This is a genomic window from Bradyrhizobium sp. (assembly GCF_035309285.1).
In the GTDB taxonomy this organism is placed as follows: Bacteria; Pseudomonadota; Alphaproteobacteria; order Rhizobiales; family Xanthobacteraceae; genus Bradyrhizobium.
On the sequence record NZ_DATGFH010000128.1, the window covers coordinates 41,038 to 63,091 of the forward strand.

Genomic DNA, 22,054 nt, shown 5'->3' on the forward strand with positions numbered 1-22,054 from the left:
AGGGGCGAATGCTGCCAATATCCGCTCCGTTCTGCTAGCCTCATGATGGGCCGGGTTGCGAGTATCCGCTGCCCGGCATACCTAGAGGCTTCGCAGAGATTTCCAAGACCATGGTCACCCTGATCGACACCGTTTCCCCTAACCCCTTGCGCCCGCGTCACCCCGAGAAGGTGAACCGGCCGGACGCCGTGTCGCCGCCGAAGCCGGATTGGATCCGCGTGCGCGCGCCGAACACGCGCGGCTATGCCGACACGCGCAACATCGTGCGCGAGAACGGCCTCCACACGGTGTGCGAGGAGGCCGGCTGCCCGAACATCGGCGAGTGCTGGGACAAGAAGCACGCGACCTTCATGATCATGGGCGACACCTGCACCCGCGCCTGCGCCTTCTGCAACGTCAAGACCGGAATGCCCGGCGCGCTCGATGCTGGCGAGCCCGAGCATGTCGCTGAAGCAACCTTCAAGCTCGGCCTCAACCATATCGTGGTCACCTCCGTCGATCGCGACGACCTCGCCGACGGCGGTGCGGAGCATTTTGCAAAGACTATCCGCGCCATCCGCGCCCGCTGCCCGACAACCACGATCGAGGTGCTGACCCCCGACTTCCTGCGCAAGGACGGCGCGCTCGAAATGGTGGTCGACGCCAAGCCCGACGTGTTCAACCACAATCTCGAAACCGTGCCGTCGCGCTATCTGTCGGTGCGGCCGGGTGCGCGCTATTTCCATTCGATCCGGCTGTTGCAGCGGGTGAAGGAGATGGACCCCGCCATCTTCACCAAATCCGGCATCATGGTGGGACTGGGCGAGGAGCGCCATGAGGTGCTGCAGGTGATGGACGATCTGCGCTCGGCGGACGTCGATTTCCTCACCATCGGCCAATATCTGCAGCCGACCAGAAAACACCATGCGGTGATGCGCTACATCCCGCCGGATGAATTCGCAGGCCTCGAGAAGGTCGCCTACACCAAGGGCTTCCTGATGGTGTCGGCGAGCCCGTTGACACGTTCGTCGCATCATGCGGGCGAGGATTTTGCCAAACTGAGGGCGGCTCGCGCAGCGGCCGCCCGTTAGCGTCCGATATGCAACGTTTCAGCAACAAGCGGCGCGTCCAGCACCGCGCCGAGCAGATGTTCGACCTCGTCGCCGACGTCGAGCGCTATCCTGAGTTCGTGCCGCTGTGCCAGGCGCTGAAAATTCGTCAGCGCCGGAAGAACCCCGACGGCACCGAGACCGTCGCCGCCGATATGACGGTGTCGTTCAAGCTCGTGAAGGAAACCTTTACCAGCGAGGTGACGCTGGACCGCGCCAATCTGAAGATCCTGGTCCACTATCTGAAGGGCCCGTTCTCGAATCTCGAGAACCGCTGGACCTTCGAGGCCAAGGGCGAGGAGGCCTGCGATGTCGGCTTCTTCATCGCCTATGAGTTCAAGAGCAAGATGCTGGCGACGCTGATGGGCGCGATGTTCGACGCGGCGTTTACGAGGTTTTCCGCAGCGTTCGAGAAGCGCGCGGATATGATCTACGGGAAACGTGTGGTGTAGCTCGTCGTCGTGACGAACGCTCACTGATGCCTGGTCAGTGGCTCCTTGTCGCCGCGCGCGCTGTCGCTGCCCGGTTGGTTTCCGGGTGTCGCCGGTGATCGGACCGGTTGTTCCTGGTTTTGCGCAGGCTGGCCTGGCGCGCGGCCGGTCGTCGTGACCTGGTTCGCGGGCCTTGGGCTCTGGGCCGTCGCCAGGATCATCAGCAGGATCGCAAGGAACGCGACCACGCCGGGCAGCGCGAAGCCGTTGGAAACATCTCGCCGCGGGCCGAACCTCGGAGGAGTCGAACGCGCCTCTTGCTGCTGTTCGGAGAGCACCCGCGCCCTTGTCTCCTCATCGACCATCGCTTGTGTGGTCTGATCAAGCCGCGCCCGCTCGTCGCGACGCAGGCGACCGGCTCGCACCATGGCATAGGCCAGGGCGAGTCCGAGCAGAACGACACCGGCCCACCAGATCGCTATCATCAGGAACGCAAATGGACTCGCGGCGGCGCCGGGCATGCTTCAACTCCATTCGCATACGCTGACCGGGGAGGGAGTTTCCCCATCAGTGCCATGTCTATAGAACTGATTTCTGACGAGGGCGTTCCCGGGATTTTAGCGCAAAAGCACGCTGGCGGCACGATTTCCCGAGGATCGTATTTCCTGTTTCTCGGGAGTTCGCAGCGCTATCGCAGGGCAACAGCCGACGAAGCTTGCTCTCGACGCCCTTCACGGGATGGCGACCATCAATCCAGTGGCAATGCCGATGGATTGCTCGTGGCCCTTGCTGAATGAATAGCTATAGGTGGGTTCTACGAACCAACCGAACTTGTGCTCCGTGGACGGCCAGACCATCCATTCCGCTGCGATCTCACCGGCCACCTTGCTACCGCCGCCTGCCGTTACGTAGCTCAGCTCCGGGCCGGCTCCGATCATGAATTCGACCTGCTCATTCAGCGTGAAAGGCTTTTTGAACAGAAGATCGCCCTGCCATTCGGTTTGTCCTGGTCGAAACAGCGGCGAAATGCCGGTCTCGATTTCGAGCCAATCCTTGATGATTGGAAATTCCACCGACGCCGACGGCCCAAAGCTGGAGGCGCCGTCGTCGAAGCTATGCTCAGTCGCCGCGCCAAGCTCAACCACCGCGAAAGGCTCCTTCTCCTGAGCCCGGGCCGGTCCGGCCAAGCAAAGGAGAGCGAGCGCCGCGAGCGCGGCACAAGATCTGATTGCTTTGATCACCCCAAAACTATCGGCGAAGCTCCGCGGAATATCAACCGCAACAAATCGCAACACGACCGTCTCACGAAGGGAGCCTCGGTTGCGTTGGCGTCGGCAACGGCGAGCACCCTGCATAGCCGGCGACAAGCCGCTTCTGATTCAACCTGTCAAACATCTACTCCGCCGTCATTGCGACGCCTTGGCCCTTCGGGCTACGGCGGACAAGTCGCTCCTCGCAATGACGAGTTTCAGCATTCCCGCGACGCGATTTCGCCCGGGTGATGCTTCGTTCGTGCCCCTCGAAAATTCAAGGGCGCAGGGAGCGCCGGATGCACCAGTCGCACCCGCGGCTCGCATGCAAAAAGAAACGCCACAGGTACGCCGACACATCGGCACTCCCTGCGCAATGGTTTACGGCTTATACGTGGTCTCCCCGGTGTCCGGGCTTTCTAGCCACCGTCCCCCCGGGTCAACGCCCGGGGGTTGATCCCAGCGTCGGGGGATCAGGACAACACGACTTCGCTCGTCCGCAACCGCTTCCTTCGTCCAGGAAGCCGTCACGTCCATCGCATCCCGCGCCACGTTCGTGACGATCGCGATCCGCCCCTTTTGAAGGCGCGGGACGGGGCGAAACCTACAAGTGATTTGCTCTTCGGATAAAGAGAAAAATTTTTGCCAAAGGGGCTTGACACGATTTCGGAAAATCAGCCCGCCGGGCAAATCAGTCTGCCCTCTTTGACGGCGTCGCGGGTTGCCCGGCGCGGCCACCCGATGGCCAGCGAATTTGTGAACGAGAAGACCTTTTCAGTCCCGGCTTCCTGTGGGAGTGTGTCGCGCCATGATTGCCCGACGCTTGTTCAAACTTCTGCTCGCCCTCCTCGTGACGGCGGGTTTGACGTTTGCGCCACTGGCTACGCCGGCGGCGGCCGGGCCGGTCATGACCGCCGACACGATGCAGATGGCGGATGCGGACATGGCCGCTGACATGCCATGCTGCCCTGACCAGCAGGATCAAAAGGCCAAGGATTGCGGCTCTTGTCCCTTCGTCGCCCTCTGCGCGTTCAATCTCGTGTTGCTCGCGCCTGATGCCGCCGGGCTGGTTGATCGCCAGTTCTCACGCAACGCTTTTGCCCTGCCGGACGACCAGTTGATCGACGGTCTCGGCGAGCATCCACCCGATCACCCACCTCGAAAGACCGTCTGATCGGCGTCCCGACGCCGGACCATTGACGCGCGGGCCGACGATGGGCCGCGCGCGTCGTCGCATGCCGCTCCGGCGGTTTCATCAGACGTTTTGAGGAACAGACATCATGAAGATGACCACTGCTGCGTGCGCGTTCGCCGCGGCGTTGATCGGCCTTTCCGTGATCGGAGCGCCGAAGCTCGCTCTCGCCGATATCAAGGATTACGAATTCCAACTCGTCGAGCCGACCGTCCAGGCAGGCACCGACAAAATCATCACCGTCAAACTGCTGAACAAAAAGACGGGGAACGCCGTGCCGGGCGCCGTGATATTTGCCTCGCGGCTCGACATGGCGCCGGATGGCATGCAGGAAATGGCCACCAAGCTGACGCCGATGCCGGCGACGGAGCCCGGCACCTATCGGTTCAAGGCCAACTTCAGCATGGCCGGACGCTGGCAATTGTCGCTCGGCGCCAAGGTGCAGGGCGAAACGGGTAGCGTCGAAAGCAAGCTTGTCGTCACGGCGCAAAAATGAAACGCGCCTCGTGGACCGGCGCCGCTGCGATAATCGCGGTGGCGACCGGTGCATTCGTCGCAGGCGTGAGCCTGCGGCCGGATGCGACCGCTCGCCCGGTGTCCGCTGCCAAGGCAGCAGACGGCGGCGTACCGATCTATTACCAGGATCCGGACGGGAAGCCTTTTTATTCGCTGACGCCGAAGAAAACGCCGGGCGGCCGCGACTGGCGCGCCGTGCCGGTGGGCGCTGACGTCAGCTTTGATGAACCGGATGAGCCGGCGGCTGACGCCAAGAGCTCTGACAGGAGCGTCGAGGCGAAGAGCGAGCGAAAGATCAAATACTACCGCAACCCGATGGGCCTGCCAGACACCTCGCCGGTGCCGAAGAAGGACTCGATGGGGATGGATTACATCCCGGTCTACGAGGGCGAGGACAACGACGATGGTTCGGTTAAGCTCTCGCCTGGCAAGATTCAGCGCACGGGCGCCAAGTCCGAACCTGTCACACGCAGACCAGTCAGATCGATCATTCGAGCTCCCGGGACTGTCCAGGAGGACGAGCGGCGGGTCTCGGTCGTCGCGCTACGCTTCGAGGGTTTTGTCGACAGCGTCGCCAACGTCACGACAGGCGATCACGTCCACAAGGGCCAACCGCTCCTGTACGTGTACAGCCCTGCGCTCTCCAGCGCCGCCGCCGAATATCTCTCCGCAATCAACGCGGGCGCTACCGGAAAGGAGTTGAAGGGTGCAAGGCGGAGGCTGGAAAACCTCGCAACGCCCGAGCCGGCAATCAAGGAGCTGGAGCGCACTCGCGAGATTTCACTCTCCATTCCTTGGCTTGCGCCGCAAGACGGCGAAATCGTCGAACGCAACGCAGTGAACGGCATGCGGGCGGCACCAGGAGACGTGCTGTTCAGGATCGCCGATCACCGTGTTGTCTGGGTCCTCATCGATATCGCGGAGCGCGATCTCGGTCAGGTCTCGGCCGGAGCGAAAGTGACGATCAGGCCGCGCGGGCTGGACGGCCAGACCTTCACGGGGACCGTGGCGCTGATCTATCCGCACCTGAACGCCCAGACGCGCACCGCACGCATCCGCGTCGAGCTTCCTAATCCGGATGAAGTTCTGCGTCCGGAGATGTACGTCGACGCGGAGATCGAAACTGGCACGCCGGACCCGGTGCTCGCCGTGCCAGAGAGTGCCGTTCTCGACGACGGCACGCATCAAGCGGTCCTGATCGACAAGGGCGAGGGCCGATTCGAGCCGCGCCAGGTCAAGCTCGGCCGTCGCGGTGGCGGCTACATCGAGATCACTGACGGTGTCAAGGAAGGAGAGGCGGTCGTCACGTCAGCCAACTTCCTCATCGACGCCGAGAGCAACCTGAAGGCTGCGTTGAAGGGCTTTGCGGACGCGGACGCGCCGCAGCCGTCAGCGACATCGAGCGATGCGCAGGACACGGGAGAGCGCCAATGATTTCCCGTGTCATTGCCTGGTCCGCACGCAACCTGCTCCTGGTGCTGTTCGGCACCGGCTTTGCGGCTGCCGCCGGAATCTATGCTCTGATCCATCTGCCGCTCGACGCGATCCCCGACCTCTCCGATACGCAGGTGATCGTCTACACTGAGGACCCGGGGCAGGCGCCACAGGTGGTTGAGGACCAGGTCACGTACCCGCTCGCCACCGCCATGCTCACCGTCCCGAAATCAAAAGTCGTACGTGGCTTCTCGTTCTTCGGCGTGTCGTTTGTCTACGTAATCTTCGAAGACGGCACCGACATCTATTGGGCGCGCTCGCGAGTCCTCGAATTCCTCAACAGCGCTTCGTCACGGCTGCCTGCGGGCGTCACACCGACCATTGGCCCCGACGCTACCGGCGTGGGTTGGGTTTACCAGTACGCCGTGGTCTCCAGGGAATTGAACCTGGCCGACACGCGGACGATCCAGGACTGGAACCTCAAATTCGCTTTGGCGAAGGCCAAGGGCGTGGCCGAAGTCGCAAGTGTCGGCGGCTTCGTGAAGCAATACAACGTCATCCTTGATCCGCAGCGGATGCGCGATCTCGGTATCACCATGCAGAAAATTCGTGATGCGATCCGTGCCAGCAATGCCGACGTCGGCGGGCGGACAGTCGAACTGTCCGAGTTCGAATATGTGATCCGTGGCAAGGGCTATCTGAAGAGCATCAACGACCTCGGCAACATCGTGCTCAAGAACGACGGCGGGACGCCGGTCCTGCTGCGTGATATCGCTCGGGTCGAGTTAGGCCCAGACGAGCGGCGCGGCATCACTGAGCTTAATGGAGAAGGAGAAGTCGCCGGCGGCATTGTCCTGCAACGTTTCGGGATGAACGCCCTGGATGTCATCGAGAATGTCAAAAAGCGGTTCAAGGAGATCGCGACCAGCCTGCCGAAGTCGGTCGAGATCGTGCCGGTCTACGACCGCTCCAACCTGATCTATGCCGCCATCGACACGCTCAAACACACGCTGGTTGAGGAAAGCCTCATCGTCGCGCTGGTCTGCGTCGTCTTCCTTCTGCACGTCCGCAGCGCCATGGTCGCGATCCTGATGCTGCCGGTCGGTGTCCTGATTGCGTTCGGCGGGATGAAGCTGCTCGGGATCGGCTCCAACATCATGAGCCTTGGCGGTATCGCGATTGCCATCGGCGCCATGGTGGACGCTGCCATCGTCATGATCGAGAACGCTCACAAGCGTCTCGAACGCGCCGAACCCGATAAGTCGCGGGTCGCAATCCTGATCGATGCGGCTTCGGAGGTCGGACCGGCGCTGTTCTTCAGCCTCTTGATCATCACCGTCTCATTCATGCCGATCTTTACGCTGGAATCGCAGGAGGGACGCCTGTTCAGCCCACTCGCGTTCACAAAAACCTTCTCCATGGCGGCGGCTGCCTTGTTGTCGGTAACGCTGGTGCCAGCGCTGATGGTGATCTTCGTGCGTGGCAGGATCGTCGCGGAGCACCGGAATTGGATCAACCGATTCCTGATCTGGATCTACCGCCCTGTCATCAATGGCGTGTTGCGGGCGAAAACCCTCGTCATCCTGCTCGCGATCGCTGCGCTCGCCGCCACCATCTGGCCGGCCAGGCAGCTCGGCACCGAGTTCATGCCGAACCTGAATGAAGGGACGCTGCTCTACATGCCGACAACGCTGCCCGGCATATCAGTGACCAAGGCCGCCGAACTGATGCAGATGCAGGACCGGATCATCAAGTCGTTTCCGGAGGTAGCGTCCGTCTACGGCAAAGCCGGACGCGCCTCGACGGCAACCGATCCGGCACCAATGGAGATGTTCGAGACCATCATCAACCTCAAGCCCAAGGAGCAGTGGCGGCCTGGTGTTACGATCGACGGCCTGATCGCGGAGATGGACAAGGCGCTGCAATTCCCGGGCGTCTCCAACGCCTGGACGATGCCGATCAAGGCGCGCATCGACATGCTCTCGACCGGTATCCGGACGCCGGTCGGCGTTAAGGTCATCGGCACCGATCTCGTCGAGATCGATCGCCTCGCCAAGGAGATCGAGAAGGTTCTGAAGGCGGTCCCGGGCACATCGTCGGCTTATGCCGAGCGCGGTCTCGGCGGCTACTATCTCGAAATCACGCCGGATCGTTTGGCGCTCGCACGCTACGGCATCATGGTCCAGGACGTCCAGGACACCATTGCGACCGCACTCGGAGGACAGACGGTCACGACAACGGTCGAAGGCCGGCAGCGCTTCACCGTGAACATGCGCTACCCGCGCGATCTCAGGGATGATCCGAAGAAGATCGCGAGCGACATCCTCGTCCCCATGCCGGCGGGAGGAGCCGTGCCGCTCGGAGAGATTGCGTCGGTCCATTTAACGCGCGGGCCGACCACGATCCGGACGGAAAACGGGCAGCTTGCGACCTATGTGTACGTCGATATCCGCGACCGCGATCTCGGCGGTTACGTGGCCGACGCGCAGCGCGCGGTGCAGGCAAGCATTCAGTTTCCGCCCGGCTACTACGTAGTCTGGAGCGGCCAGTACGAATATCTGCAGCGGGCCGAGGCGCGTCTGAAGATTGTCGTGCCGGCGACGCTCTTGATCATCTTCCTGCTGCTGTACCTCAATTTCCGGTCAGTCACCGAGACCATGATCGTCATGCTGTCGCTGCCATTCGCGCTGGTCGGCGGATTGTGGCTGATGTGGTGGCTCGGCTTCAATCTATCGGTAGCGGTGGCCGTCGGCTTCATCGCGCTCGCCGGAGTCGCGGCCGAGACTGGCGTCGTGATGCTGATCTACCTCAACCACGCGCTCGCGGAGATCAGAGACCGCCGCGCCGCCGAGGGGCGGGCCTTGAGCCGGGAGGACCTTCGCGCGGCAATCATGGAGGGCGCCGTCGAGCGCGTTCGGCCGAAGATGATGACTGTGGTCGCCATCATGGCGGGACTGCTGCCGATCATGTGGAGCACGGGCACCGGCTCCGAGATCATGCAGCGCATTGCCGTGCCGATGATCGGTGGCATGATTTCCTCGACCCTGCTCACGCTGATCGTGATTCCGGCGATCTTCGGGTTGGTCAAGGGCTTCCGGCCGCCTCCCGATGACCTCGGCAAACCATCGCGACCCGCAATCGAGAAACCAAAGCCGGTTAAGCAGCGGATTCCGGAGCCTGCTGAATGATCCGAACAAAGAGCAAGGGAGGAGGCCATGAAAGGCTGTATCGTGACAGCGCTCGCGATCGTTGTGCTCGCATCGCCTGCGCTTGCGGAGAACGGCAATCCGATGCGCGGGCAGAAGGATTTTCAAGCCTGTGCACCATGCCATTCGCTCGAACCCGACCGCAACATGACTGGGCCAAGTCTGGGAAATATCTGGGGCCGCAAGGCCGGCAGCCTGCAGAGCTTCGAGCGTTACTCCGACGCGCTTAGGTCGTCCGGAATCATCTGGGATGACCGCTCGCTCGACGCATGGCTCGCCGACCCACAGCAGATGGTGCCAGGTAATGAGATGCCTTTCCAAGGCATCAAGGACGCCGGCGTTCGCGCCGATCTGTTGGCGTTCCTGAAGGAGGCTACCAAGTCGGGCGCGCCAGCGCGAACCGCGAAGAACCAAATGAACGGAATGGGCGGCACGATGGGAGGGATGATGGGCGGCGGAGGCGAACGAAACCTCAAGGATCTGACGCCCAATGCGCAGGTGAAAGCAATTACCTACTGCCACGACACCTATCGGGTAACCACAGTTGACGGCAAGACACGGGCGTTCTGGGAGCGCAATCTGCGGCTCAAGACGGATTCGAGCAAAGCCGGCCCGCGGAGTGGGGCACCGGCTCTGGTTCCGGCAGGCATGATGGGCGATCGGGCCGACGTGATCTTTGCCGCGCCCGAGGAGATCAGCCGCACGATCGAAGCTCGGTGTTGAAGCCGCACGGCGCCTACAAGCTGATTGAGGGGGTGAACTGCAGGAACCTTCCGGACCCAAAAACGCTCAGTATTGCACGCGGCATGACGACCGGCCGGATGGGCCGGGAGGAGTAGCGCATGATGATGGATATGATCGGAATGCCGATTGAGATGATGTTCGGAATGGGAGTCATCTGGCTTCTCGTTTTTGCGTTCCTGGTGCTCGGGATCGCAGCGTTCATCAAATACCTGCGTTCCTGACGAATGGACCGGCGAATATGATGGAGATGGCTGAAGCCCTTCTGCGCGCGCTCGGCATGGCCTTTGCCATGGGGTGGGACATCCTGTGGCCGTTGATCCTTGGGTTTGCGCTTTCAGGAGTCGTTCAGGCGGTCGTGTCCCACCGCGAAATGGCCAACCTCTTGCCTGACGACCGGCCGCGCACGATTGCGAAGGCTCTCGCACTCGGCGCCGCGTCCTCGTCCTGCTCCTATGCCGCCGTCGCAATCGCCCGCTCGGTGTTCCGCAAGGGCGCCGACTTCACCGCCGCCATGGCGTTCGAGATGGCATCGACCAACCTGGTTCTCGAGCTCAGCATCATCATGCTGGTGTTCCTCGGTTGGCAACTGACCATCGCGGAGTTCTTGGGGGCGCCGGTCATGGTCGCATTGCTGGTCCTGCTGTTCAGGAGATTTCTCAGCAGGACACTTCTCGACGAAGCGAGGAGGCAGGCGGACAGGGGCATCGCCGGCCGGATGGAAGGTCATGCCGAGATGGACATGTCGGTGACCGAAGGCGGGAGCCTTTGGCAACGAATAACATCGGACCGTGGTTTCACCGCGATCAGCCATTATTTCGTGATGGACTGGGCGTCTGTCTGGATGGACATCGCCGGCGGGCTGTTGATCGCCGGCGCACTGGCAGCCTGGGTGCCGGGCGCGTTCTGGCAATCCTTCTTCCTGGTGGATCACTCGGCGCTCGCGAAGATCTGGGGTCCGGCCGTCGGGCCGTTGGTGGCCGTCATTGCATTCGTGTGCTCCGTCGGAAACATTCCGCTCGCAGCCGTACTCTGGAACGGCGGCATCAGTTTCGGCGGCGTGATCGCATTCATCTTCGCTGATCTGATCGTGCTTCCAGTCCTCAACATCTATCGCAAGTATTACGGGCTGAAGATGGCAGGCTTTTTGTTCGCCACCTTCTACGTGGCAATGGCCGGCGCGGCCCTGATCATCGAACTGATTTTCGGAATGCTTGATCTCGTTCCGGTTCAGCGCAATGCATTGGTGGCCGAAGCGTCCATCACCTGGAATTACACGACCTGGCTCGACATCGCCTTCCTCGTTCTGGCTGGGCTCCTGGTCAGGCGCTTCCTGAAAACGGGAGGCCCAATGATGTTGCGCATGATGAACAAGCCATCGGCAATGGGGCATGCTCATTAGGAGGAGCGGGGTGGGCCCGCAGGTAGACGATCCCTTGGACATTCTGATTTAACCGGTCAAACAGCGACGCAAATCCACGTTCCCGCGGCGCAATTGCTCCCGAGCTTTGCATCATCGGTCGCCCTCGAAAGTCAGAGGGCGCAGGGAACACCGGATGCTGGCCGCACCCGCGAGCCTTGCGTGCAAAAAATGTGCACTTTGCGCACGCAAGCAACAACAGGGCAGCCGAAACAATCCGGCGTTCCCCGCGCAATGGTTTACGGCTTATACGCGATCTCCCCGGTGTACCGGGCTTTCTAGCCACCGTCGCCTGCGGGTTCGTCGCCCGCAAGCTTGACACCAGCGTCGGGGTGCCAGGACCACGCGATTTCGCCGTCCGCATCGGCCAGGCTCGTCAAGCCGGCCCACGCGTCCATCGCATCCCGCGCCACGTTCGTGACGATCGCGATCCGCCCCTCTGGCCGGCGCGAGACGGGACGAACCATGCAACTGATTTGTGCTTCTGATAAAGAGAAATATTTTTGTGAGAGGGACTTGACATGCATTCCGATAAAGCGAAGTTATTTGCCCGTCGGGCAAACGGTTCCCTGATGCATGGGGCTGCACCATCATCGCCGCGGCCTTGGGTCGACCCCCGGCGTTTGAATTTTGTAGAACACCACGGTAGCTACCTCTCAACTGCCGAGTAAGCGCTGACAAGGAAAAATTGTTGGAAGTGACGAATTCGCTGAACTGACCAACACAGGTAGGTCAGTTATCGCTTGCATTTCGCGTCCCTGCCAGCGACTAGCTAATCGTTCACCAGCTATTGCCGAAGATCGTCCCTCGCGCTTAGATTGCGCGGGGGATGCGGGATGACTAGTGAAGATCACGTGGACCAGATAAAGCCGGTCAGATTTCCGATCACGTGGCTAACCTACAAGGCGCGAATAAGGCGCGACCTCGACCGCGCCTACGCTTCGGACGAGGGAGATTCGTTTTTTTCCTCCGATTACATGACGCGGCTCAGCACGGAAGCAAGGCAGCTTGATGAGCGGCTCATAAAGTTATTCGCCCTGCAACTCGCAATAACCGGATTCCAGGTTGTTGGCTTTTTCGGTAACGACGCAACTGTGTCGCTTTTTAGCGTTACCCTCAAAGAAGCAGTTGGAGTAAAAGAGATACTGCTTACCTTGTATTGCTTTATCGCGGTGGCGACATGGATAGTTGCTATTTCACGGGAAACCACATTGACTGTCATTGAGCACCTAGTGGAGCTCTCCTCACCAAATCAAGCTCTCAGCAATTTTGGCAAGATCGCTGCGCCCAGTGCTTTTGGCGTCAAATTTTACATGCCGCGCGTCTATGAGGATTGGATATTCCCAACTCGCGCGAATACCATAATATTTGGCGCTTTCTTCGCTGTGGTGATTTTGCTGTCGGTCGCAATTTTCTTGTTCTCTTCAGCCGTGACCGTTTACTTCATTGTAGATATCTACCGACATCCGACCCTTGGGGTTTGGTCCAAGGTTATACTGACTTATGCCGTTTTGACGTTTCTGTTTGGCATTATCTTGATTGTGCGGTTTTACGTCCCGCAGCCCTATCGAGACCAAAGCAGTTTACTGGAGTTGAAGGCGCTCGAAGATGCCGATACGGCCATCTATCTCCGTAAGCGCGCCGAAATCTTTGGCTTAGATTCAAAATACAGACGATACACTTGGACGTATGTCGCCAAGCGCGCAGTGACTCGCTGGCTAGAATCGTTGTCGAGCATTAAGACCGCGTTGCTTTCGAAGCTCCAATCGTGGCGGCGCCGTCGGCGAATGAGACACAATTGGCCTTGACTCATATTTTTGTGACCAGTCCATAGCGGGTTACGCGCATGTTTGGCATCACCACGCCTCTGCAATTCTATGGCAAGCTTGTGCAGGAGTTTGACGACTTCTGCGACGATCCTGGCTCTGCGCGTCACGCCATGAACTTCGTCATCACCGCGCATCACATGTCTGATTGGGTATGGAAGGGCTTTCTCAAGGAGGACGAAGCCAAACAGAAGCAATTGGGTATGAAGAAGAGTATCCACGGGCTCAGGGAGTGGCTTGACGGACAAAGCATTTGGCAGGCTCAAATGCAGGGTCTCGCTAACGGTTCCAAGCATTTCCAGCCCGAAGGAACATGGGTGCGACACATTACCAGCACTTTCGGAGGGGCCGCCTATAGCGAGGTGCCCCACGGCGGCAGCCGTACGATTCTGTATGTCGACATGGGAGAGCTGGAAGGCCGACTACACATGGTGCCGGCAACGCATATCTTCGAGGCGGTGATGCGCTTCTGGCGTGATTTCATGAGAGAGCACAGCCCTTATGGGTTGGCATTGCCGTTGGGCAAAACGCAACTCTCCGAGCCCTGAGGCGGCGAGAGCCGCATTCAGGAACGAATGACGATGGGTGGCATATCGAGACCAACCCTGCATCGCTCACCCCCGCGGCGGCCTCCGCCGCTTCACCACATGCCGCCTCGGCGTGCGCACCACGCGCGGGCGGAGGCGGCTGACGGCGGCACGCTTCGGCTTGACCTGCTGCGGGCCGCGGGCGAGCTCCATCAGCATGCGCAGGGCTTCGACGACAGAGCGGGCACGCACCGTCGTGCGGCCGATGGCGCCGAAGCGATGCTCGCGGTGGATGATGCGGCCGTCGCGGGCGGCCACCGCGAAATGCACGAGGCCAACCGGCTTGCCGGGCGTGGCGCCGCCGGGGCCGGCGATGCCGGTGATGGAGACGGCGAGATCGACGTCGGCGCGCTCGAGCGCGCCGACCGCCATCTGCGTCGCCGTCTCCTTGCTGACGGCGCCGAAGGTTTGCAGCGTGGAAACTTCGACGCCGAGCATCTCGCGCTTGGCTTCATTCGAATAGGTGATGAAGCCGCGATCGATGACGTCGGAGGAGCCGGGGATGTCCGTGAGCGCGCCGGCGACGAGGCCGCCGGTGCAGGATTCAGCCGTGGCAATGGTCAGCCTGCGGCTGCGGCAGAGGTCGAGCAGCGAGCGGGCCAGAGCGCTTGTGGAGCTGATTTGACGTTCGCTAGCCATCTCTCTGCGAGTCCCTCATGCGAACGTCAAATCAGCTCCACAAGCATAAATATATTTGCCAGTGCCGCTTATCGATTTGAAGTCTCCGGGGCGGACTCGCGGCGGGCGCTGCGGGGACTTCAAATCGGCGGCACTGGGCGTCGCTGCCCCCCATGCTATTCGCTCCAGGGAAGACGGATGGTGGCGCTCGCGGTGGCCGCGATGCCTTCCTCGCGGCCGGTGAAGCCGAGCCGCTCGCTGGTGGTCGCCTTCACCGCCACGCGGGAGATGTTGACGCCTGATATCTCCGCGATCCGCGCGCGCATGGTGTCTCGCAGCGGGCCGATCTTCGGCCGCTCGCAGATCAACGTGACTTCAAGATTGGCGATGCGGCCGCCGCGCGCGGTGACGCGCTCGACCGCATATTTCAGGAACTGGTCGGAGGAGGCACCCTTCCACTTCATGTCGCTCGGCGGGAAGTGCGAGCCGATGTCGCCGTCGGCCAGCGCGCCGAGGATGGCATCGACCAGCGCATGCAGGCCGACATCGCCGTCGGAATGGGCCAGAAAGCCCTTGGTATGCGGCACGCGCACGCCGCAGATCATCACGTGATCGCCTTCGCCGAAGGCATGCACGTCATAGCCGGTGCCGGTCCTGATGTCGCCGAGCAGGGCGGCGAGCCGCGCTTCCTCGCGGACAAAATCTTCGGGTGTGGTGAGCTTCATGTTCGCACCATCGCCTTCAAAGGTTGCCACCGTCAATCCCACCCACTCGGCAAGCGCCGCATCATCTGTGAAATCGTCTCGTCCCTCGCGCGCGGCGCGGCGATGGGCTTCGAGGATCGCCTCGTATTTGAATGCCTGCGGCGTCTGGGCTACCCGAAGCTGCGCCCGCTCCGGGGTCGCCGCGATATTGCCGGCGGCATCGACCTGCTTGATGGTGTCGGTCACCGCAATCGCGGGGATCGCAGCACCGGTGCGATCAGCCGCTTCGATCGCGCGGGAAATCAGCGCCGGCGAGACAAAGGGTCGCGCGGCGTCGTGGATCAGCACGACATCCGGCCTCTCGCCTGCCAACGCCTCGAGTCCCGCATGCACGGACGCCTGGCGCGTGGCGCCGCCCGGCGTGGGCGCGCGGTGCTTGAGGCCGTCACAGGCGGCGTTGAAGACAGCAGTGTCGTCGGGATGCAGCACCGGCTGCACCGCTGACACCTCAGGATGGCGGCAAAACGCGGCCATGGCGCGGAATATCACGGTCTGGCCGCCGATCATCCGATACTGCTTCGGCCCTCCGGCGCCGGCGCGAAGGCCGCGGCCGGCGGCAACAAGAATGGCTGCAGTACGCGGAGATTTCATGGGACTTTGATAACTGTTCAGGCGTTTTGAAGGGATGCGGTCGGCCGGAGGCCATATCACGCGTTATGCATAAAGGAAGAGACCTGTCCCGACCGCTGTGAGGAAAAGCACAGTTTGCTGCACCGCACTTGCAAGATTGCAAGAATTGTCTAAAGTGTAGGCATATAACTTGACTGCACAAGATTTGTGCTCAAAATGGACATCGGCAGTTGCGATGAAACGCCTGCCAAGGAGACGAGACGTTCGTGACAGGCGCGCACGAGTTTTGCCGTAAGCCTTTGAAAATAGGCGATATTGAGATCGCCAACCCGGTGCTTCTTGCGCCCATGTCCGGCGTCACTGACGCGCCGTTCCGGCGGCTGACGGCCCGACTCGGGGTGGGTCTGGTGGTCTCCGAAATGACTGCGAGTGACGATCTGGTGCAGGGCCGGCCGATTTCCAGGCTGCGCTGCGAGGCGGCCGGGATCGGCCCCCATGTGGTGCAGCTTGCGGGCTGCCAGGCACGCTGGATGAGCGAGGGGGCGCGGGTTGCGGAAGCCGCCGGCGCCGACATCATCGACATCAACATGGGCTGTCCTGCGCGCCATGTGACCGGCGGCCAGTCCGGCTCGGCGCTGATGCGCGACCTCGATCATGCGGTGAGCCTGATCGAGGCGACAGTTTCCGCCGCTACGGTTCCGGTGACGCTGAAGATGCGGCTCGGCTGGGACGACCGCACGCGCAATGCGCCGGAATTGGCGCGTCGCGCGGAAGCGAGCGGCGTCAAGATGATCACCGTGCATGGCCGCACGCGCTGCCAGTTCTACAAGGGCGAGGCCGATTGGGCCGCGGTGCGCGCAGTCAAGGACGCCATCTCGATTCCGCTCGTCGTCAATGGCGATATCACCTCCTACGAGAGCGCGGTGGACGCACTCACGCAATCCGGCGCCGATGCCGTGATGATCGGCCGCGGCGCGCAGGGCGCGCCCTGGCTGCCGGGCCAGATCGGCCGGCGGCTCGATGGCGGCGCGGAGGAGGAGGCGCCCGCGCTCGCCGAGCAGCTATCCTATGTCCACGCGCTCTATGACGAGGTCTGCCGTCATTACGGCCTGCGCGTGGGTTTGCGCCATGCGCGCAAACATCTCGGCTGGGCGCTGCAAGTGGCTCACGCTTGCGCCCGCGCGCCGGCTTCGAGCCTGAAAGCCTGGCGGCAGAAAATTTTGACCTCGGAGGATCCGCACACCGTGCATCGGGCGCTGACGGACGCTTTTGACGATTTCGCATGGAGCGCCGCTGCATGAGCTCGGCCCCAGAACAGACCAAAGGCCAGACCCAAGGACATCGCAAGGCGGTGCCATCATCCGACGCCGACGCGATCCTCAACGCGCTGCCCAATCCCGTGATCCTGGTCGGCCCCGACGGCAAGATCGTCGATGCCAACATGGCGGCCGAATCCTTCTTCGAGATCTCGACGCAATTCTTGCAGCGGCAGTCACTGAAGGAGTTGGTGCCGTTCGGCAGCCCGCTGCTCGCGCTGATCGACCAGGTCCGCGCCAGCCATTCGCCGGTCAACGAATACAAGGTCGATCTCGGCACGCCGCGCATGGGCGGCGACCGCCTGGTCGATCTGCACGTAGCGCCCGTGACCGAGCGGCCCGGCCATATCGTCGTCATGCTGCAGGAGCGCACCATCGCCGACAAGATGGACCGCCAGCTCACCCATCGCAGCGCCGCGCGCAGCGTTATCGCGCTCGCCGCGATGCTCGCGCACGAGATCAAGAATCCCTTGTCCGGCATTCGCGGCGCGGCGCAGCTCCTCGAGCAGCAGGCGTCGTCCGAGGATCGCTTGCTGACACGCCTGATCTGCGACGAGGCAGACCGCATCGTCACCCTCGTCGATCGTATGGAAGTGTTCGGCGACGATCGCCCGGTGGCGCGCGGCCCCGTCAACATCCACTCCGTGCTCGATCACGTGAAGCGGCTCGCGCAATCGGGATTCGCACGCAATGTCCGCTTCATCGAGGATTATGATCCGTCGCTGCCGCCGGTGCTCGCCAATCAGGATCAGCTCATCCAGGTGTTCCTGAATCTCGTGAAGAACGCGGCCGAAGCCGTGGTCGATCTCGGCAGCGACGCGGAAATCCAGCTCACCACCGCGTTCCGTCCCGGTGTACGCCTGTCCGTGCCCGGCAAGAAAACGCGGGTGTCGCTGCCGCTCGAGTTCTGCGTCAAGGACAATGGCTCCGGCGTGCCGGACGATTTGTTGCCCAACCTGTTCGACCCTTTCGTTACGACCAAGGCCACCGGCAGCGGGCTTGGCCTCGCGCTGGTCGCAAAAATCGTCGGTGACCATGGCGGGATCATCGAATGCGAGTCACAGCCGCGCAAGACCATCTTCCGCGTGCTGATGCCGATGTACAACGCCGCCAAGCAAACAGATCAACATAGTCGCGATGACGTTCCGGGTACGCCGTTGCACGCCTCACAGGGCACAAGATGAGGAACGACAACCATGCCTGCAGGTAGCATTCTCGTCGCGGACGACGACACCGCGATCCGGACGGTGTTGAACCAGGCGCTCTCGCGCGCCGGTTACGAAGTGCGGCTCACCGGCAATGCGGCGACGCTCTGGCGTTGGGTGAGCCAGGGCGAGGGCGATCTCGTCATCACCGACGTGGTGATGCCGGACGAGAACGCCTTCGACCTGCTGCCGCGCATCAAGAAGATGCGGCCGAATTTGCCCGTGATCGTCATGAGCGCGCAGAATACGTTCATGACGGCGATCCGCGCTAGCGAGCGCGGCGCCTACGAATATCTGCCGAAGCCCTTCGACTTGAAGGAACTGATCGCGATCGTCGGCCGTGCGCTCGCCGAGCCGAAGGAGCGCACGGCGACACCAGCGGAAGATACCGAGTTCGACGCCATTCCGCTGGTCGGCCGCTCGCCCGCGATGCAGGAGATCTACCGCGTGCTGGCGCGGCTGATGCAGACCGACCTCACCGTGATGATCTCGGGCGAATCCGGCACCGGCAAGGAGCTGGTGGCGCGGGCGCTGCATGATTACGGCAAGCGCCGCAACGGCCCGTTCGTCGCCGTCAACATGGCGGCGATCCCGCGCGACCTCATCGAGTCGGAGCTCTTCGGTCATGAGCGCGGCGCCTTCACCGGCGCCAACACCCGCGCCTCCGGCCGCTTCGAACAGGCCGAAGGCGGCACGCTGTTCCTCGACGAGATCGGCGATATGCCGATGGAGGCGCAGACCCGGCTTTTGCGCGTGCTGCAGCAGGGCGAATACACGACCGTCGGCGGCCGCACGCCGATCAAGACCGACGTGCGCATCGTCGCCGCCTCGAACAAGGATCTGCGCATCCTGATCCAGCAGGGACTGTTCCGCGAGGATCTGTTCTTCCGCCTCAACGTGGTGCCGCTGCGGCTGCCGCCGTTGCGCGAGCGGATCGAGGACCTGCCTGATCTCGTCCGGCATTTCTTCTCGCTCGCCGAGAAAGACGGCTTGCCACCGAAGAAGCTCGACGCCCAGGCGCTGGAGCGGCTGAAGCAGCACCGCTGGCCAGGCAACGTCCGGGAGCTGGAAAACCTCGCCCGACGGCTTGCTGCGCTCTACCCGCAGGATGTCATCACCGCCTCCGTCATCGATGGCGAGCTGGCGCCGCCGGCGGTGACCGCGGGCGGCAGCGTGCCGCACGGCATCGACAATCTTGGCGGGGCGGTGGAAGCCTATCTCTCCTCGCACTTCTCCGGCTTCCCCAACGGCGTACCGCCGCCGGGCCTCTACCACCGCATCCTCAAGGAGATCGAGGTTCCGCTTCTCACCGCCGCGCTGGCGGCGACCCGCGGCAACCAGATCCGCGCCGCGGACCTGCTCGGTCTGAACCGCAATACGCTGCGGAAGAAGATCCGGGATTTGGATATCCAGGTCTATCGGAGCGGGGGTTAAGCGTAAGCGCCGCGCGAAGACGTATGCCGCGCTCTTGCGGGCTGGATGCGTTGACGGAAGTTTGCGCCGGTTCGAGTCGCGATCGGATCGTATCTCAAATGTTAGGAAGTGCTTTAGGAACTGACAGCTTCTGAAGTTCTTGATATGCCACTTTCGCTGCATGCAGGCGGACGGTCGTCGCTTTTTCGGGCTTTAACCTTTTTGTTTCTTTCCAAGGCTCTGCGCACCTTTCGACGGCTCTCAAATACGCTGCCGTCGCGGCGAGTTCTAACTCGACGGCCCCGAACTGGGCGGCAGCTCTGGCGAATTGCGTGCGTGCATTCGATTGATCACTCGAACCTTCGCTGGAGGAATAAATGGAGTAAATGCCGCCCCAATCCGCTTGTCGTTCTTCCTCTGTAACGAGTCCAAATGCACTTGCGACCTTGATCGCTTCGGCAAGTTCCTCACTATAAGGCCCGTAGTGTCGATACGAGAACTGAAAACCCCCGCCTAACCCGCACAGTTCCAGCAAGTAGGCGATCTTCTGCAGCTTAGTGCGGCCGACAACTCGTCCACCAGCGTCGCGCACGATTTCGGCTGCCTTTGCCCAGACTTCCTTAGTTGCAGCCATGACTATCATCCTCCACTCAGCTCTGAATCAACAATGTGTGTGATTGCGTTTGCCGAATCCTCGTCACACGCATACGCACGAAACAGCGAAAAGCTTTCAACTGCCGCAATAACGGAAGAAATGGAAGCAACATCGAGAATCTGATTGCCAGCCAAACGAATATGAATTTGATTGAGCGGGCCTTTGGATTCTTCGAACCGCTTGTATGGATCGCGGGTCGCGCGATCGGTTAGAATTCTTGGTGCTTCATCATTTGAATTCTTCTCGGCCCAATGATTGAGCTTGGTCTCGATGGAGGCGATGAGCCGATCAAGTTTCTTACCAACCTCTGCCCGCTCGCGCGGGTCAGAGATTTTTCTCAATCCGAGAGTGTCAACAAGCTGATGGCGGATGTCGATACATTTCGGCAATTGCCGATTTTTCAATCGCAATGCGCAGTCACGGACTTGGCGATCCGGAGCATCAGCCAGCATCGGTAGCGCTCCCCAAAAGACAGTGTCATCTAGCGCAAGAACGCTATCCACCGATTCGGGTGCCATCGCAAAGCGGGCAAGCGGATGATTTTTCGGTAGTCCTGTCCGGTTGATGTGCGCGTCTTGAATGAGAGAGATAATCCGTAGCATTAAAACGGAAAATAGCTTTTCTGCTGCCCGCGTCGCCTTGTGGAAATATATGGTGGGGTACAAGTGGAAGAGAGCGAGCACGTAGGTCTCGGCAGCATAAAATGCCTTTGGACCTAACACGAACGTCTCAATTTCGCCGACCGTCTCTTCGTCTACGCCGGTCTTGATGCGCCCAATTTCAAGGTTCGCCATTAGCCACGTAAAGTCGATGCCACTATTCTGCACGCCTGTCATCAGGCGATCGCGCTGCATATAATCCAAGCGGTCGGCGTCGAATTGGCTGGAAACCACCGCGCCATAGAGGTCAATCGGGCGACCTCGCTTGATTACGGTAGCGACGTCGTTGGCGAACCCACTGCCCATTTCTCTAAACGCTTCGCTTACCTCGCCCTCGCGAATTAATAGTCCTCCCACATGTTCATGGTCTGCCATCGGGAGCTTCAGCTTCTTGCCAATCTCTTCGAAAGCGTGACTAAACATGCCGTGACCAAGGTCATGAACGGGCGACGCAGCAAGCGCCTCGTGAGCTTGGTGCTCACGGTAGTGATGCCGATGACCGCCCTCTTTCATGTGGCGCTCGATAATCCTCATCAAGTGGCGAGCGGTATGAAAGACCCCAACGCTATGCGCAAATCGACTGTGCGTCGCGCCTGGATAGACAAGTTCAGAGAAGCCCAATTGCTTGACCCGGCGCAGACGCTGAAACGACGGCGTTTGGATCACTTGCCACATAACGTGTTCAAATTGGCCCGTTCCAAACTCGACTAGATTGTGAAGCGGATCGCGGACACGCTGCGGTTTCGGCTCTCCAGCTTTGAATTTCGGTCTCGAAAGCGACTTTTCCTGCTGGCCCTGCTTCTGCAAGACTCGCTTAGTCCTTTTTCTTGCTCGCTTAATAGGTCCTCTCATTTGTTCTCTTTTTGTTCTAAAAGTCAATACAACAAAATCATACCTGTCGATTCGACGACAACACGAGGTTAATACGCTTAAGGCCAAAGCGGTGTTTCGGAGGACATGTCGGAAGCATTAGCTGCGATCTTTATCCCCTAGGCCGAAGATGCATGAGCATCGAACCGGAAAGGGCCCCCAATACACAATTGTGCTTTGGGGCCGCATCCCGTGGGAAGTCAGCGTAATGCCTCGCCTCGCGCCGCGGAAATGTCGCAATTCGGCAACATTGTGATATGAATGCATCAGTCTGCTGCGTTGCGGACACCTAG

Annotated in this window: 21 protein-coding genes; 14 read left to right on the forward strand and 7 right to left on the reverse strand. The window is 61.1% G+C overall.

Going from position 1 to position 22,054, the window contains the following annotated elements:
• Positions 1 to 110 precede the first annotated feature (110 nt).
• Together lipA and VKR55_RS23955 are read left to right on the forward strand one after the other, a co-directional pair.
• A complete protein-coding gene (lipA, locus tag VKR55_RS23950) occupies positions 111 to 1,070 on the forward strand; it encodes a lipoyl synthase (protein WP_324407195.1) in 960 nt (319 codons plus the stop codon).
• A gap of 8 nt (positions 1,071 to 1,078) precedes the next feature.
• On the forward strand, positions 1,079 to 1,540 hold the full coding sequence (locus tag VKR55_RS23955) for a type II toxin-antitoxin system RatA family toxin (RefSeq protein WP_324407196.1): 462 nt from the start codon (positions 1,079 to 1,081) through the stop codon (positions 1,538 to 1,540).
• A gap of 20 nt (positions 1,541 to 1,560) precedes the next feature.
• Here the strand turns inward: VKR55_RS23955 and VKR55_RS23960 are convergent, their stop codons facing one another.
• On the reverse strand, positions 1,561 to 2,040 hold the full coding sequence (locus VKR55_RS23960; RefSeq protein ID WP_324407197.1) for a hypothetical protein: 480 nt from the start codon (positions 2,038 to 2,040) through the stop codon (positions 1,561 to 1,563).
• A 210-nt stretch (positions 2,041 to 2,250) separates the two neighbouring features.
• Entirely contained in the window at positions 2,251 to 2,814 is a 564-nt protein-coding gene (locus tag VKR55_RS23965) for a hypothetical protein (RefSeq protein WP_324407199.1), read from the reverse strand.
• Between the two features lie 862 nt (positions 2,815 to 3,676).
• Here VKR55_RS23965 and VKR55_RS23970 point away from each other — a divergent pair.
• The 7 genes from VKR55_RS23970 (at position 3,677) to VKR55_RS24000 (ending at position 11,260) form a co-directional block, all read left to right on the forward strand.
• Positions 3,677 to 3,943, forward strand: coding sequence for a hypothetical protein (locus VKR55_RS23970; RefSeq protein WP_324407200.1), 267 nt, complete (start codon positions 3,677 to 3,679; stop codon positions 3,941 to 3,943).
• Positions 3,944 to 4,049: 106 nt separating this feature from the next.
• Entirely contained in the window at positions 4,050 to 4,457 is a 408-nt protein-coding gene (locus tag VKR55_RS23975; RefSeq protein ID WP_324407202.1) for a FixH family protein, read from the forward strand.
• A complete protein-coding gene (locus VKR55_RS23980; protein ID WP_324407203.1) occupies positions 4,454 to 5,911 on the forward strand; it encodes an efflux RND transporter periplasmic adaptor subunit in 1,458 nt (485 codons plus the stop codon). The genes VKR55_RS23975 and VKR55_RS23980 overlap by 4 nt, the downstream gene beginning before the upstream one ends.
• Entirely contained in the window at positions 5,908 to 9,099 is a 3,192-nt protein-coding gene (locus tag VKR55_RS23985; protein WP_324407205.1) for an efflux RND transporter permease subunit, read from the forward strand. The genes VKR55_RS23980 and VKR55_RS23985 overlap by 4 nt, the downstream gene beginning before the upstream one ends.
• A gap of 42 nt (positions 9,100 to 9,141) precedes the next feature.
• Positions 9,142 to 9,840, forward strand: coding sequence for a c-type cytochrome (locus VKR55_RS23990; protein WP_324407206.1), 699 nt, complete (start codon positions 9,142 to 9,144; stop codon positions 9,838 to 9,840).
• A gap of 119 nt (positions 9,841 to 9,959) precedes the next feature.
• On the forward strand, positions 9,960 to 10,082 hold the full coding sequence (locus VKR55_RS23995; RefSeq protein WP_324407208.1) for a hypothetical protein: 123 nt from the start codon (positions 9,960 to 9,962) through the stop codon (positions 10,080 to 10,082).
• Between the two features lie 26 nt (positions 10,083 to 10,108).
• Positions 10,109 to 11,260, forward strand: coding sequence for a permease (locus VKR55_RS24000; RefSeq protein WP_324407210.1), 1,152 nt, complete (start codon positions 10,109 to 10,111; stop codon positions 11,258 to 11,260).
• Between the two features lie 296 nt (positions 11,261 to 11,556).
• On the opposite strand, the gene VKR55_RS24005 is transcribed toward VKR55_RS24000, so the two are convergent.
• Positions 11,557 to 11,745, reverse strand: coding sequence for a hypothetical protein (locus VKR55_RS24005; protein ID WP_324407211.1), 189 nt, complete (start codon positions 11,743 to 11,745; stop codon positions 11,557 to 11,559).
• Between the two features lie 369 nt (positions 11,746 to 12,114).
• On the opposite strand from VKR55_RS24005, the gene VKR55_RS24010 reads away from it, so the two are divergent.
• Entirely contained in the window at positions 12,115 to 13,086 is a 972-nt protein-coding gene (locus tag VKR55_RS24010) for a hypothetical protein (RefSeq protein WP_324407213.1), read from the forward strand.
• Positions 13,087 to 13,124: 38 nt separating this feature from the next.
• Positions 13,125 to 13,652, forward strand: coding sequence for a hypothetical protein (locus VKR55_RS24015; protein ID WP_324407214.1), 528 nt, complete (start codon positions 13,125 to 13,127; stop codon positions 13,650 to 13,652).
• A 66-nt stretch (positions 13,653 to 13,718) separates the two neighbouring features.
• Here the strand turns inward: VKR55_RS24015 and VKR55_RS24020 are convergent, their stop codons facing one another.
• Positions 13,719 to 14,330, reverse strand: coding sequence for a CinA family protein (locus tag VKR55_RS24020; RefSeq protein WP_324407216.1), 612 nt, complete (start codon positions 14,328 to 14,330; stop codon positions 13,719 to 13,721).
• 155 nt (positions 14,331 to 14,485) lie between these two features.
• A complete protein-coding gene (locus VKR55_RS24025; protein WP_324407217.1) occupies positions 14,486 to 15,664 on the reverse strand; it encodes a bifunctional 2-C-methyl-D-erythritol 4-phosphate cytidylyltransferase/2-C-methyl-D-erythritol 2,4-cyclodiphosphate synthase in 1,179 nt (392 codons plus the stop codon).
• 326 nt (positions 15,665 to 15,990) lie between these two features.
• Between VKR55_RS24025 and dusB the strand changes: the two genes are divergently transcribed.
• From dusB to ntrC, 3 genes are read left to right on the forward strand one after another with little or no spacing between them, the layout of a single operon-like run.
• Positions 15,991 to 16,944: a tRNA dihydrouridine synthase DusB gene (dusB, locus tag VKR55_RS24030; RefSeq protein WP_324407218.1), complete on the forward strand. Its 954-nt coding sequence runs from the start codon at positions 15,991 to 15,993 to the stop codon at positions 16,942 to 16,944.
• Entirely contained in the window at positions 16,941 to 18,143 is a 1,203-nt protein-coding gene (locus VKR55_RS24035) for a two-component system sensor histidine kinase NtrB (protein ID WP_324407220.1), read from the forward strand. The genes dusB and VKR55_RS24035 overlap by 4 nt, the downstream gene beginning before the upstream one ends.
• A gap of 12 nt (positions 18,144 to 18,155) precedes the next feature.
• On the forward strand, positions 18,156 to 19,598 hold the full coding sequence (gene ntrC / locus VKR55_RS24040; RefSeq protein WP_324407222.1) for a nitrogen regulation protein NR(I): 1,443 nt from the start codon (positions 18,156 to 18,158) through the stop codon (positions 19,596 to 19,598).
• 94 nt (positions 19,599 to 19,692) lie between these two features.
• On the opposite strand, the gene VKR55_RS24045 is transcribed toward ntrC, so the two are convergent.
• A complete protein-coding gene (locus tag VKR55_RS24045) occupies positions 19,693 to 20,211 on the reverse strand; it encodes a hypothetical protein (RefSeq protein WP_324407224.1) in 519 nt (172 codons plus the stop codon).
• Positions 20,212 to 20,216: 5 nt separating this feature from the next.
• The gene (locus tag VKR55_RS24050) at positions 20,217 to 21,698 is read right to left on the reverse strand and encodes an HD domain-containing protein (protein WP_324407225.1); all 1,482 of its coding nucleotides are present in this window, start codon (positions 21,696 to 21,698) and stop codon (positions 20,217 to 20,219) included.
• Between the last annotated feature and the right edge of the window lie 356 nt (positions 21,699 to 22,054).

Bases quoted from the DNA above. Each gene is read 5' to 3' on its own strand.
- VKR55_RS23960 (WP_324407197.1), bottom strand. From the start codon at position 2,040: ATGCCCGGCGCCGCCGCGAGTCCATTTGCGTTCCTGATGATAGCGATC.
- VKR55_RS24010 (WP_324407213.1), top strand. From the start codon at position 12,115: ATGACTAGTGAAGATCACGTGGACCAGATAAAGCCGGTCAGATTTCCG.
- VKR55_RS24020 (WP_324407216.1), bottom strand. From the start codon at position 14,330: ATGGCTAGCGAACGTCAAATCAGCTCCACAAGCGCTCTGGCCCGCTCG.
- VKR55_RS23985 (WP_324407205.1), top strand. From the start codon at position 5,908: ATGATTTCCCGTGTCATTGCCTGGTCCGCACGCAACCTGCTCCTGGTG.
- VKR55_RS23980 (WP_324407203.1), top strand. From the start codon at position 4,454: ATGAAACGCGCCTCGTGGACCGGCGCCGCTGCGATAATCGCGGTGGCG.
- ntrC (WP_324407222.1), top strand. From the start codon at position 18,156: ATGCCTGCAGGTAGCATTCTCGTCGCGGACGACGACACCGCGATCCGG.
- VKR55_RS24025 (WP_324407217.1), bottom strand. From the start codon at position 15,664: ATGAAATCTCCGCGTACTGCAGCCATTCTTGTTGCCGCCGGCCGCGGC.
- lipA (WP_324407195.1), top strand. From the start codon at position 111: ATGGTCACCCTGATCGACACCGTTTCCCCTAACCCCTTGCGCCCGCGT.
- VKR55_RS23970 (WP_324407200.1), top strand. From the start codon at position 3,677: ATGACCGCCGACACGATGCAGATGGCGGATGCGGACATGGCCGCTGAC.
- VKR55_RS24015 (WP_324407214.1), top strand. From the start codon at position 13,125: ATGTTTGGCATCACCACGCCTCTGCAATTCTATGGCAAGCTTGTGCAG.
- VKR55_RS24000 (WP_324407210.1), top strand. From the start codon at position 10,109: ATGGCTGAAGCCCTTCTGCGCGCGCTCGGCATGGCCTTTGCCATGGGG.
- VKR55_RS24035 (WP_324407220.1), top strand. From the start codon at position 16,941: ATGAGCTCGGCCCCAGAACAGACCAAAGGCCAGACCCAAGGACATCGC.
- VKR55_RS24045 (WP_324407224.1), bottom strand. From the start codon at position 20,211: ATGGCTGCAACTAAGGAAGTCTGGGCAAAGGCAGCCGAAATCGTGCGC.
- VKR55_RS23995 (WP_324407208.1), top strand. From the start codon at position 9,960: ATGATGATGGATATGATCGGAATGCCGATTGAGATGATGTTCGGAATG.
- VKR55_RS23955 (WP_324407196.1), top strand. From the start codon at position 1,079: ATGCAACGTTTCAGCAACAAGCGGCGCGTCCAGCACCGCGCCGAGCAG.
- VKR55_RS24005 (WP_324407211.1), bottom strand. From the start codon at position 11,745: ATGGTTCGTCCCGTCTCGCGCCGGCCAGAGGGGCGGATCGCGATCGTC.
- dusB (WP_324407218.1), top strand. From the start codon at position 15,991: ATGTCCGGCGTCACTGACGCGCCGTTCCGGCGGCTGACGGCCCGACTC.
- VKR55_RS23975 (WP_324407202.1), top strand. From the start codon at position 4,050: ATGAAGATGACCACTGCTGCGTGCGCGTTCGCCGCGGCGTTGATCGGC.